9 protein-coding genes are annotated in these 13,055 nt (G+C 44.5%); 2 read left to right on the plus strand and 7 right to left on the minus strand.

Annotated elements, in window-relative coordinates; genetic code table 11:
* Nucleotides 1-10: 10 nt before the first annotated feature.
* Nucleotides 11-661: an HAD family hydrolase gene (locus tag DXX93_RS11865; RefSeq protein WP_116008277.1), complete on the minus strand. Its 651-nt coding sequence runs from the start codon at nt 659-661 to the stop codon at nt 11-13.
* A gap of 96 nt (nt 662-757) precedes the next feature.
* Complete coding sequence (rluC, locus tag DXX93_RS11870; protein ID WP_116008278.1) at nt 758-1,720, minus strand: 23S rRNA pseudouridine(955/2504/2580) synthase RluC; 963 nt, start codon at nt 1,718-1,720, stop codon at nt 758-760.
* A gap of 627 nt (nt 1,721-2,347) precedes the next feature.
* On the opposite strand from rluC, the gene rne reads away from it, so the two are divergent.
* Complete coding sequence (gene rne / locus DXX93_RS11875) at nt 2,348-5,422, plus strand: ribonuclease E (protein WP_116008279.1); 3,075 nt, start codon at nt 2,348-2,350, stop codon at nt 5,420-5,422.
* A 95-nt stretch (nt 5,423-5,517) separates the two neighbouring features.
* On the opposite strand, the gene DXX93_RS11880 is transcribed toward rne, so the two are convergent.
* Together DXX93_RS11880 and pyrF are read right to left on the minus strand one after the other, a co-directional pair.
* On the minus strand, nt 5,518-5,823 hold the full coding sequence (locus tag DXX93_RS11880) for a ComEA family DNA-binding protein (RefSeq protein WP_116008280.1): 306 nt from the start codon (nt 5,821-5,823) through the stop codon (nt 5,518-5,520).
* Nucleotides 5,824-5,939: 116 nt separating this feature from the next.
* Nucleotides 5,940-6,638 carry an orotidine-5'-phosphate decarboxylase gene (gene pyrF, locus DXX93_RS11885; protein ID WP_116008281.1) on the minus strand — a complete coding sequence of 233 codons (699 nt, stop codon included), beginning with the start codon at nt 6,636-6,638 and terminating at the stop codon, nt 5,940-5,942.
* Nucleotides 6,639-6,855: 217 nt separating this feature from the next.
* Between pyrF and DXX93_RS11890 the strand changes: the two genes are divergently transcribed.
* The gene (locus DXX93_RS11890) at nt 6,856-9,075 is read left to right on the plus strand and encodes an EAL domain-containing protein (protein ID WP_116008282.1); all 2,220 of its coding nucleotides are present in this window, start codon (nt 6,856-6,858) and stop codon (nt 9,073-9,075) included.
* 133 nt (nt 9,076-9,208) lie between these two features.
* On the opposite strand, the gene DXX93_RS11895 is transcribed toward DXX93_RS11890, so the two are convergent.
* The 3 genes from DXX93_RS11895 to gltX form a co-directional block, all read right to left on the minus strand.
* A complete protein-coding gene (locus tag DXX93_RS11895; protein WP_116008283.1) occupies nt 9,209-9,814 on the minus strand; it encodes a hypothetical protein in 606 nt (201 codons plus the stop codon).
* Nucleotides 9,815-9,850: 36 nt separating this feature from the next.
* Nucleotides 9,851-11,206 (minus strand): DEAD/DEAH box helicase, encoded by a 1,356-nt coding sequence (locus DXX93_RS11900; RefSeq protein ID WP_116008284.1) that lies wholly within the window; start codon nt 11,204-11,206, stop codon nt 9,851-9,853.
* A 186-nt stretch (nt 11,207-11,392) separates the two neighbouring features.
* Nucleotides 11,393-12,805, minus strand: a complete 1,413-nt coding sequence (gene gltX / locus DXX93_RS11905; RefSeq protein ID WP_116008285.1) for a glutamate--tRNA ligase — start codon at nt 12,803-12,805, stop codon at nt 11,393-11,395.
* Nucleotides 12,806-13,055: the final 250 nt, after the last annotated feature.

Below are 13,055 nucleotides of genomic sequence, written 5' to 3' on the forward strand. Positions count from 1 at the left end.
TAAAAGAGCGCTAGTGGCCCGTGACTAGCGCTTTTAGTTCAACAATAGAGTCAACGATGGCATTTGGCTGACAAGCATCGAGATGCTCCCGCTTATCTGCCCCAACTGTAATGCCAATACTGGCAACACCGGCGTTATTTGCCATGTTTAGATCATGGCGTGAATCCCCTATCATTACAGCTTCTTGAGGCTTTACATTTAGCTTTGCTAATAGCTGATGAATCATATCAGGGGCAGGCTTAGAGACAGACTCATCAGCGCAAATGGTCATATCAAAGTGCTGATGAAGTTGAGTTTCATCTAGCATATGGTTCAACCCTTGTCTTGCCTTACCCGTTGCGACAGCAACTAGTTTGTTTTGTTGTTTTAGCATGGCCAACATTGCTTCTACATGCTCGAACAAAGGTGAAGCAACGTTAGTCGCAGAATATTCGGCTTTATAAGCGGCGACCATATCGTTAACTGTCTCTTGCGCAATACCGGGAAACAGCTTTTGCAACGCAGGCACTAAACTTAATCCAATAATGCTTTTTGCATCATCATCACTTGGGGGCGTCAATGACAAGCGCTCAGCCGCGACTTGAATAGACGTTACAATTCGGGCGATAGAATCCATCAAGGTGCCATCCCAGTCAAAGATATAAAGCTTATAATTATCCATAGTGGCAAGTTCACCTTTCTACATCGAGTTAGTTAGTTGTGATAAATTTGTTTGAGGTTTACGTTAGGCTGAGCAGCTATTAACACAAACCAATCATTATTTTGATTGGCTTGTTTTAAGGTTTTTCAGTGCTTTGGCTAAGGCATTATCTAGCGGTGCTTCCACTTTTAAACGCTTTTCAGTGCGCGGATGGGTAAACTCAATACTCGCCGCATGTAAAAATAAACGATTAAGTCCGGCTGCTTTCATTACACCATCAAAATCTTCATGCCCATATTTAGGGTCACAAGCAATGGGGTGTCCTTTCGTTTGGCAATGCACACGAATTTGATGTGTTCGGCCAGTCACCGGAAAGGCGCGCACTAAGGTCGCCCCATCATAATGTTGAATGACTTTATAGCGGGTTTCAGACTCTTTGCCATTAATGTTGTCAACAATCACAACGCGTTCACCGGATTTTAAATCGTTCTTGCGAAGCCCTTCAGTCACTTTCGTTAATTTGGGGGACCAACGGCCTTTCACTAGCGCGTGATAAAATTTCTGTACATTCTTTTTGCGCAGTTGCTCGTGCAAATTGCGCAATGCCGAGCGCTTTTTCGCCACTACTAAACAGCCTGACGTATCGCGATCTAAACGGTGTACTAGCTCTAGCATTTTGGCCTGTGGGCGAAGTGCCCTTAGCGCTTCGATAACGCCAAAGTTCACACCGCTGCCACCGTGTACGGCCATGCCAGATGGCTTATTGATCACTAATAGCACTTCGTCTTCATAGAGAATTTGCGACTCTAAGTTAGCTACAACGTTGAGCTGGGTTGACACAGGCGCAGATTTTTCCGACACGCGAATCGGTGCGACGCGGATAATATCTTCATCCTGTAATTTGTACTCAGGTTTAGTGCGTTTTTTATTAACGCGGATCTCCCCTTTGCGCAGCAGCCGATAGATCATACTCTTAGGCACGCCTTTAAGGGTTTTCAATAAATAATTGTCGATTCTCTGACCAGCGTCATCCGCTTCAACGGTAAAAAATCGTACTTTAGGTTTGTTCTCTTCGTTCATGGCGCGCAGTCTAGCATAAAAACGCAATTATTTAGCTAAAATAAACAGGTATTTGATTGCTATCTGCTAGCAGATAGTGGGATAATCGAGCCGCTGTGTCGCACCAGTGTTGCACACTCAAGCGCACCAAAGCAGAGCACAGTATTAATTGGCAGCATTGTGTAGAAAAGTCTCAAGAGACTTTAAGAGAGTAAGAGGCAAAATGAGGCTACTTTAATGTGCGAGATAAGACACATTAACTGACAAGCCCGTTGTACAACAAAGCGCGTGTAACTTGCTTTGAAGCTACATAAACATTTTGTCCAGCGTACCAATGCTAAATAACAAAAATAACAACATCACCTAAGATTTGCCTTAACAGAGTAACGTTAGCCAAGCTTAGTTATACACGTATGTTGTTGACAGCACAGCACGCTGGCTGAGCACATAAAGAATTATTGTAGTGAGTCTGACAAACTTGCTATCTAACAATCAGAAGAAACTAACAGCTTACCGGGCTATGGCACACATTAAGCCGGGTAAGAATGACACCCGTGAGGCTGACAACTAGCTGTTACCATTGCGATAGATTGCTTTGTGTTCTAAGCAAATGGTGTGCTGTGACTAAAATATAGAGTCACAGAAACTATGAAACGTATGTTAATTAACGCTACACAGTCTGAAGAGTTACGTGTAGCCTTGGTCGACGGGCAACGCCTTTACGATTTAGATATCGAAAGCCCTGGCCATGAGCAGAAAAAGGCGAATATCTACAAAGCGAAAATTACTCGCATCGAACCCTCTCTAGAAGCCGCTTTCGTTGACTATGGTGCTGAGCGTCATGGTTTCCTACCAATGAAAGAAATTGCCCGCGAATACTTCCCTGAAGGCTACAAATTCCAGGGTCGTCCAAACATTAAAGACGTACTCACCGAAGGCCAAGAAGTTATTGTACAGGTTGATAAAGAAGAGCGTGGCCAAAAGGGTGCTGCGCTTACCACCTTTATCAGCTTAGCGGGTAGTTACTTAGTACTAATGCCGAATAACCCACGTGCTGGTGGTATTTCTCGTCGCATTGAAGGTGACGAGCGTACTGAGCTGAAAGCTGCGCTTAGCAAGCTAGACCTACCTAAGGGCATGGGCCTGATTGTTCGTACCGCCGGTGTTGGCAAGGATTACGAAGAGCTTTCTTGGGATTTAGACATCCTGCTTCATCACTGGAAAACCATTGAAGAAGCCGCTGCAAGCCGCCCTGCACCTTTCTTAATTCACCAAGAAAGTGGCTTGATCCAACGGGCGATTCGCGATTACTTACGCCGTGACATTGGCGAAGTGATTGTTGACCGCCCGAAAATATTTGAGCGCGTGAAGCAGCATATCGAGTTAGTTCGCCCAGATTTTGCCAGCAAAGTTAAGCTTTACACTAACGATGTGCCGTTATTCACCCACTACCAAATTGAAACGCAAATTGAGTCAGCGTTCCAACGTGAAGTGCGTTTACCATCAGGTGGCTCAATCGTTATCGACCCAACCGAGGCGATGATTTCCATTGATATCAACTCGGCACGTGCAACGAAGGGTGGTGATATCGAAGAAACGGCTTTCAATACCAACTTAGAAGCAGCGGAAGAAATCGCTCGCCAATTACGCTTGCGTGATGCGGGTGGCTTAGTGGTTATCGACTTTATCGACATGACGCCAACACGTCATCAACGCGAAGTTGAAAATCGCCTACGCGAAGCTGTGCAACAAGACAGAGCGCGCATTCAACTAGGGCGTATTTCACGCTTTGGTTTGATGGAAATGTCGCGTCAGCGCTTACGCCCTTCGATTGGCGAAACCAGCCAGAACGTCTGTCCTCGTTGTAACGGTACTGGCCAAGTTCGCGGTATTGAATCGTTAGCTTTATCAATTCTTCGCTTGATGGAAGAAGAGGCGATTAAAGAGAACACAGCGCACGTGCAAGCGCAAGTGCCTGTCCCTGTCGCAACCTACTTATTAAATGAAAAACGTCGCTCTGTGATGCACATTGAAAAGCATCACGGTGTGAAAGTGCTCATTATTCCTAACCCGAATATGCACACACCACAATATGAAGTACTGCGCGTGCGTCAAGATGAAACCATTGACGAAGCGAGCTACAACGTGAAAACCAAGCCTGCTGAAGTTGAAGAAGCTGTTATGCCTAAGTTCAACAAAGAAGCAGCAAAGAAAGACGAGCCAGTTATTCAAGGCATGACGGCACCTAAACGTGCGCCTTCAAGCCAAAATAACAAGCCACAAGCGGCTGCTCAGCCAGCTGCACCAAAAAAAGGGTTAGTTGCATCATTCATGGGTTGGTTAGGCGGCCTGTTCAATTCGGAAGAAGAAGTTGAAGAAGTGAAGCCGAAAGCTAAGCCTAAAGGACGTCGTGATAACCGTGAAGGTCGCGATAATCAGCGCAATCGCAAAGGCCGTGGTGCAAATCAACGCCGTGGCAACCGTCAAGCACGAGACAACGACGAAAGTCGTGAGGCACGCGAAACTCGTGATACCAAAGAGACACGTAACAACAAGCCGAGAAAGCCGCGTAAACCGGAGCAAGACAAGCCTGCGCAAAAGCCTAAGGAAGAGAAAGTTGCTGAGCGCAGACAACGTCGCAATAACCGCAAAAAAGTACGTGTTAGCGATGAGAATGCTGTGCAGCAAGCCAATGATGTTTCTGTAAAAGCTGATGAGCAAAACACAGAAGCTAAGCAAGTGAGACAAGCGAAACCTAAAAAAGCTGAGCATAAAGCCAACGAGAAAAAATCGTCGGATGACAATCAAGCTGTTGAGTCAAAAGCGAAACAACCTAAACCAGCGAAGAAGCGCGCTAAGCCGCAAGCTGATAAGGTAGAAAAAGCAGAGGAAACGTTAACGGCAAGCGAGCAACAAGTGCCTGAAACGCAGGTTACAGAAGCGACAACAGAAGGTGAAAAGCAAGAGCGCACACGCAACCGCCGTTCACCGCGTCATTTGCGCTCACACGGCCAACGTCGTCGTCGCTCAGCTGACGGTAATACTGATACTGACGGCAATGCACCTGTAGTGAATGAACAAGCCGTTGCTGAAATCACTGAAGACCCAGTTGAAGCTCGTTACCCTGAAGTGACACAGCAAGTAGAAACGCCAGCGGTTGCTGAGCCAACCCCAGAAGTTCAGCATGACCTTCCTGGCTTAGATACTGAGCAGCACATTGCTGAAACTGCTCCAGTAACCGAAAATGTAACGGAAACTGCTACTACTCAAGAAACTGAGCAACCTGCTACTAATAGCACCCTTGATGCAGCACCAGAGGCGAATAAAGAAGCCACTGGCGAAGATGTAGTGACTGAATCAGTAACTGATGAAGTGACAGAGCCGCCAGCAGAAAATGCACCTGTACAGGCTGCAGAGCAAGCGCCAGTAGTTGCAGCGCAATCAGTGGCTAAAGCGCAAAGTGAAAAAGCAGACAAGCCTCAAGCGGTTGAAACCCCTAAGGCTTCGAAGGCCACTAAAGCAGCTCAATCAAATAGTGGCTTAAAAGCATTCAAAGGCAAAGCAAGCTCGCCAATGGCAAAACCTGTGACGGTTGATACGGTAAACACGATTCCAACGGCAGCAATGCCAATCGAACAGCGTTTAGTCGTTGAGAAGTCGCAGCAACAAGCAATACGTGCATTAGCCGTGAATAGCAGCTACTCTGGCCCGGTTAAACCATAACCAAAGCCAGTAAAACGAAGAAAGGCCAGCATATTGCTGGCCTTTTTATTTGTCATTTTTTGGGTGCGTTTTTTCTAACACTTGTTAACAAACGATTAAATCTTTATCAGATGACGATTGTTTTCAATAAAACGGTCCCCTATGCCTTTGACATTCGTTAAATCATCGACACTGATAAATCCACCATTTTCCGAGCGATAATCGATGATCGCCTGCGCTTTTTTCTTGCCAATTCCTTTTAGCAGCACAAGTTGTTCGATAGTTGCCTTATTAACGTCGATAGGTTGTTGAATCACTACTGCTGATACAGATGCACTAGGCTCTGAAATATCATTCGCGAATGACGGGGTTGAGAAAAGTGGGAGGGCTGCTACAAGCGTAGCTAACAAATATTTTTTCATGATCAATCCTTGTAATGGTATCCATGTTGTTTAATCAGCTAACAAAGTAGCTGATTAAACAATTAGTACGCATTTCTCAGATTGTCAAAATTTATGCCGCTGTTTTGTAATTAGGATTAGCTGCTAAGTGACTGATTAATTTGCTGTAGCACTTGGTGTGGGTCGTCAGCCTGGGTAATTGGGCGACCAATCACTAAATAATCAACGCCAACGGCAACCGCCTGCTCTGGTGTCATGATGCGCTTTTGATCGTCACTACTAGTACCAGCTGGGCGAATACCCGGAGTCACTAGCTTAAAATCATCACCAAAGGTGTCTTTCAATGATTCCGCTTCCCACGCAGAGCAAACCACACCATCTAACCCAGCGTTTTGGGTCAAGGTCGCCAAGCTATTAACATGCTCGGCTGGTGACTTATCAATGCCAATACCCGCTAAATCCTCTTCGCCCATACTAGTTAATACCGTCACAGCGATTAGCAATGGGGCCTTATCACCATAGGGTAAAAGCGCCTCTTTTGCTCTTTCCATCATTTTGGTGCCGCCTGACGCGTGTACATTGACCATCCACACCCCAAGTTCAGCGGCAGCAGCGACTGCCTTAGCAACAGTATTGGGGATATCGTGAAACTTTAGGTCTAAAAATACGTCGAAACCGCGATTAACCAAAGCTCGAACAAACTCCGGGCCAAAATAAGTGAACATTTCTTTGCCAACTTTTAATCGACAATCTGAAGGTTGGATTTTATCTACAAAGGCTAGTGCATCCGCTTGGTTATCAAAATCCAAGGCAACGACGACTTTCGCTTGAGTCATGAGGAAGTTCCATTACAAAGTTTGTACTATTCTAGCGTGAATCGGTCAGTTTTCGAAACGATAGTTTGCGTAAATCGCCATTTGGTAGCGTAAATGTAAGCGCCGCTGAGTAATTAACAAATAGTCGTATTGATTTTTTATAATCAATTGACTTAGATAAGAAATAAAATGCCGATTAAAACGATCTAGTAAGCATCGCTCGCTAAAAACTCTGTCTATGAAGTCGATATTCAATTTGTTAAAACAACAATATCAGCGCCCAAAAGCACTGCAGTGGTACATCACCGTACCGCTACCTATATTTTCAATTCTCGCGATTGTTGTCGTTCTGATCGTTGCGCCAAGGCTGATCGAGAATTTAGTTAAAGCCAATGCGGTAGAAACCGCCGTTGATATGACGCAAACATTACAGAAAATCAGAAATTATTACGCTGACAACGTACTAAGTGAAGTTGGTGATCACACAGGTGTTGAAATTACCCATTTACATAAGTATACCGACAACGCCATTCCCATCCCAGCGACATTTTTAATGGAAATGGCACAGTCGTACTCCGCTGAGGATAAGCTAAGGGTCAATGTCACTAGCCCCTACCCTTTTTATTCGCGAAAAGATCGCAACATGGACGAATTTCAACAAAGTGCATGGCAGAAATTAACGAAAAACCCGGATCAGCCAGTCAGTATTTTTGACGAAGTAGAAGGTCATCGCGTAGTGAAAGTCGCGATACCAGATAAATTCACGTCTAATGCATGTGTAGATTGCCACAATTTACACCAAGACTCGTCTCGCAGAGATTGGCAACTTGGCGACGTTCGCGGCATCATCGAGATCACGGTCGACGCAGAACTAAGCCTAGAACGCGCACACCGACTCAGTTTGATGATGATAATTGCAAGTTTTGTCAGCTTATTGGTTTTGGTTTTGTTTAATCGTCATCTGGCTAAAAAAGTCGTCACGCCTTTATCTTCCATCACCGCGGCAATGACAGCGTTGTCAGAGCGAAAAATTGTTAGCACAGAAACTTCCCACAGTGGTTACAAAGAAGTGAACGAGCTAGGCAGCGCGTTTTTAAACTTCCAGCGCAGCGAACAGAAAAGACAAATACTGGAAAGCGAGGTTCGCCAACTGGCGTTTTTTGACCCGCTGACCAATTTACCCAACCGCAGTTCGGCACTAACGCGTTTGTCTGAGCTAGCAAGCCGTGAAGGCAACCTTACTTTACTCATCGTCAAAATCGATAAGTTTAACGAAATTAACGACACGCTTGGCTATCACGTCGGTGATAAACTGCTTATCGAAGTTGCTAACCGTATCACTACTTTATGCTCTGATGACTACGTTGCTCGCTTTAACACCACGGAATTTTCCATTATTTCCTCCAAAAATAGTTCAGCCAAACAAAGTTCAGCTAGCCAAAGCGAAAACGCACTACAAACAGAGGCATTGAGCAAGCATCTATTAGCATGCCTGCAAACGCCGTTCGCTATTGACGATCATCAAGTTCATGTGAGCATTTCAATTGCTGTTAAACATGTCAAAGATAATCAGCAAGTTAATGAGATCATAGCCCACGGCAATATCGCATTGCATCAAGCTGAAACCAGTCATACGCATAAAATCGTCACATATACGCCTGAGCTTTCAGATGCGCTCGACCAACGTGTCACCATGATTAAGGAGCTAAAACAAGCCATTGGCAAAAATGAACTAGTGCCCTATTTCCAACCGCAATTTGAATTAAGCTCTGGCGAACTGGTCGGCGCTGAAGTACTGCTGCGCTGGATTAAGGCAGACGGTACGTTAATTTCGCCTTTTTTCTTTATACCCGCAGCTGAAACATCAGGGTTGATTGTACCTATCGGCAACAAAGTACTAGAGCAAGCGTGTCGTCTTAACAAACAATGGCAAGATCAAGGCTTTAAGCCTTTCAGAATTGCCGTCAACGTATCTGGCGTACAATTTGAACAAGAGACGATTGTTAGAGAAGTAGACGAGGCATTACAAGCATCTGGATTAGATCCGAAATGGTTAGAGCTCGAAGTAACCGAGACAGCGCTAATGGCTGATATTAGCGAAATTATTACCAAGCTCTCGCAATTGCGCGATTTAGGCATTGAATTAGCGATAGATGACTTCGGTACAGGCTACTCGTCTTTAAGTTATCTCAAGCGGCTACCGATCAATCGTCTTAAAATTGATCAATCGTTTGTGCGCAACGTGATTGAAAACGAAGATGACCAAGCCATTATCGAAATGATTTTAAATCTCGGCAAATCAATGAAACTCAAAGTACTCGCCGAAGGTGTTGAAGACGTTGCAGAAGAAGCCTTTTTAACACAAATGAATTGCGACGAAGCTCAGGGTTACTATTACGCTAAGCCCATGCCAGCCGATGAATTTGAAGTATATTTAGAGAAAATCAATCGCCACTAGCGACTTTGCGCTAGTACAGCTAAAAAATATATCGCATCGTTGACAGAGCAGTACCTATCGTACTTCTCTGTCTAAAGGTCACACGTTGGTTTATTCGCGTTTTTATTCTTGGTTTAGCCGTTGTTACTGCGAACTAGCCAATTAAATATTTAACGTTTGTTAAAAAGCTATCGTAACCTGCCTGATTAAAATTCTCTGAGTGCTGATTTAAGTAACCGTGTAGGTAAGGTACTTGGGACGATTTAACATTCGTTATTGTAGCCAACTTTTGAGTGAGTGCTGTCACATCAAAATGTGCTTCAGACTCGGGAAATATTAACGTTGTCGCAACGCTTGGTCGTAAATCTGCGTACTTGCGAATTTGACCGCCGTAAAGCCCGATAACCTGAGCGACTTGGGGCAAGCTAACATTCGATGAACATTCACTTTTTGTATCATTACATGCAAGTAGCCAAGCAGCAGAAGCCCCAACACTAAAGCCTAGAATGATTAATGGCGTTTGTGGTGATTTGTTAGGTAAAAAAGCTAAGAATTCAGCTAGCATATTGGCGTAAGTTTCAACGCCAATATGCTGAGAAAAGTATTGGTAGGCAACTTGCTCGTCCGCGAAATTAAGATTTTCACCTTGGTATGGGTCGAACAAGATTGTTGGTGAGCCTGCGATGTCATCAAGTGACTTGGCGAGCGCTTCAAACGCAGGTGTGCGACCAAAAATATCGCTAACCAAGAGAATTGTCATGCGTTTACTCCTTTAAACACGCTTAAATACCCTGCCTTACTCGTCGTCTTGTTTATCTATTTCGCGATCTATCTCGTCAGGCGCTAATTTCGGGCCTTTACGCATAATTGGCATATCGCCCGCGTCTTGTAGTGTAAACATGGTTTTCTTATTCACGCGTTTGGCTTTTGGCACAGTACTTTTAGCTGCCGCTTTTTTCGGCTGCGCTTTTTTCACGGGCTTTTTCTTAGGCTTAGGTTTTAAGCCTTTAAACTTGGCTTTTAAGCCATCAATTTCATCAAAGCTGATGGTTTGCTGTAAAAAGCCTTCGACATTTTTAAAGCTGATCCAGTCTTTAGGGCCAACAAATGAAATGGCGTCACCCTTGTTACCTGCACGCCCTGTACGACCAATACGGTGGACAAATTCTTCGGTATGCTTGGGCATATCAAAGTTGATCACGTGCGAAACATTCATTAAGTCCAAACCACGCGAAGCAAGATCTGTAGTGATCAACACTTTATGACGACCTTTGGCAAAACTTTCCATAATTTGGTTGCGCTTGCTTTGGTTTAAATCGCCACTTAGGGCAATGGCGTCTATGCCCTGCTCGCTTAACTCACCCGCCAAACGCTCAGTATCACTGCGTGTTGCCGTAAAGATGATCAGCTGCTGAATGTCTTCGTTTTTCAGCACATGGCTGAGCATGGCTTGTTTGTGGTCTAAGTTATCGACTAAATAAAACCGTTTATTAATATCTTGGTGTTCAGTGTGACCGTGTTCAATCGCGATACGCTTTGGTGATTTGAGTAAGTCAGCAGCAAAGTCATTGACTTGTGCATGGTCTAAGGTGGCTGAGAATAATAAGGTTTGGCGTTTACGATGATCGGCTGCCTTATTTATTTTCGCTAGTTGCTCAGCAAAGCCTAAGTCGAGCATGCGATCGGCTTCATCGAGTACTAAAAGCTCTAAGCCTTGCAGGTAGAAATGCCCTTGGTCTAAGTGATCGGCTAATCGACCCGGTGTTGCGACAATAAAATGTGGATCTTTACTTAACGTTTTCACCTGATCGTTAAAGTTTTCACCACCTAAAATTAATACCGTTTTAAATTGGGTATTGGCGGTGAATAGGCGCAGCTGACCATATACTTGTTTCGCTAATTCGCGCGTCGGTGCCAAAATTAATACGCGTGGATCTTTCTTGGATAACGCACGCTGAGTGCTAACGCGTTGAATAGCTGGCAGAATAAAGGCTAAGGTTTTACCTGAGCCGGTTTTAGAAGACGCAATTAAGTCGTGACCTGCCACTGCAACCGGAATGGCTTTAGTTTGAATTTCGGTAGGCTCAGTAAACCCTTGATGTTCAATACTTTCCATTAAACGTTTATCTAAACCAAAATTGCTAAAATTCAATACTGTCTCCTAAAAATAAAATCTTAAATGACCTCAATTAGTATAGTTGCTATCACCAAGCCAACTTAACTAACAAAGTCGATGTAATTAATAAAAACTAAAAATGCTGAGCTACAACAATGCTTGAATTCGCAGCTCAGCATTCAAAAGATAATGGTTACGTGCTCGTAGCCATCAAGTAAATAATTAACTGTTCGCTACGCGCTCAGCAATGACCGCTAACGCCATATCAATGCGCGCTAGCACTTTTTCTTTTGGTAAAAGCTCAAGGGTGATATCAAGCGATGGTGAATTACCCGCGCCCGTCGCCGCCACGCGAAGTGGCATCCCCACTTTACCCATGCCTAAGCCAAGTTCTTCAGCCGTGCCGTTAATCGCAGCGTGAATGTCTGCTGCTACCCAGTTTTCAAGCGCAGCTAGTTTTTCTTTTACTAAGGTTAATGGCTCTGCGGCCACTGGGCGTAAGTGTTTTTTCGCCGCTGTGGCATCAAACTCGGTAAAGTCTTGGTAGAAGTAGCTAGAGATTTGCGCCATTTCTTTTAATGTTTTAACGCGATCTGCTTGTACCTTCACAATTTCAGCCAGTACTGGACCATTGTCAGTACTGATACCTTGATCAGTCATGTGCCATGCTAAGTGTTCAGCCACATATTCTGGATCCATGGTTTTCATGTAGTGCTGGTTTACCCAGATAAGCTTATCTGTGTTAAACGCAGATGGCGCGCGGTTACAGCCCGTTAAGTCAAATAGCTCAATCATTTCGTCAATTGAGAAAATTTCTTGGTCGCCGTGTGACCAACCTAAACGCACCAAGTAGTTTAATAACGCTTCTGGTAGATAACCTTCGTCGCGATATTGCATGACGCTTACCGCACCGTGACGCTTAGATAGACGCTTGCCATCATCACCTAAGATCATTGGGATGTGCGCGTACTCAGGTAATGTGGCACCTAAGGCATTTAAAATGTTGATTTGACGTGGCGTATTGTTAACGTGATCGTCACCGCGAACGACGTGTGTTACGCCCATATCCCAATCATCCACCACAACGGTTAAGTTGTAGGTTGGGCTACCGTCTGAGCGCGCGATAATTAAGTCATCAAGCTCTTGGTTAGCAATTACAATGTCACCTTTAACCAAGTCTTTGATCACGACTTCACCGTCTAACGGGTTTTTAAAGCGAATGACATAAGGCTTGTCTGCTGGCCAGTCTGTACGGTCACGCCACATACCGTTGTACTTTTCTTTTTCGCCTTTTTCACGCGCTGCTTCACGCATGGCTTCAACTTCTTCTGGCGTGCAGTAACAGCGGTAAGCATTGCCCGATTCAATTAACTGGGCAATTACTTCTTTGTAACGGTCGAAACGTTCCGTTTGGAAGTAAGGGCCTTTTGTCCAATCTAACTTTAACCAGTTCATACCGTCCATAATGGCATCAACCGATTCCTGAGTTGAACGCTCTAGATCGGTATCTTCGATGCGTAAAATAAAGTCGCCGCCATTTTTCTTTGCATATAACCAGCTATACAAAGCAGTACGAGCACCACCAACGTGAAGGTAACCGGTTGGGCTTGGCGCAAAACGCGTAGTTAAAGTCATAAGTTATTCACCAACTAATTGAGTGAACAGGCAACGCATAAGGTGCCCGTTCGTTATTCTGAAAAAATTGCGCGCTATTTTATCAGCGCAAAGCCATAGATAACAGTAGTAGTTCACTGCTTTTATTAGGGAAGTAAAGGATGGTGTATATCGCTAGGTTTAAGTTTTGCTCAATCATTGCTCAAAATATACGAGTACCACAGATGCTGGGCTTCAAAGGCTTGAACTAGCGATTTGTTAGGCTGTAAAG

The organism is Thalassotalea euphylliae, from assembly GCF_003390335.1.
Lineage (GTDB): Bacteria > Pseudomonadota > Gammaproteobacteria > Enterobacterales > Alteromonadaceae > Thalassotalea_F > Thalassotalea_F euphylliae_B.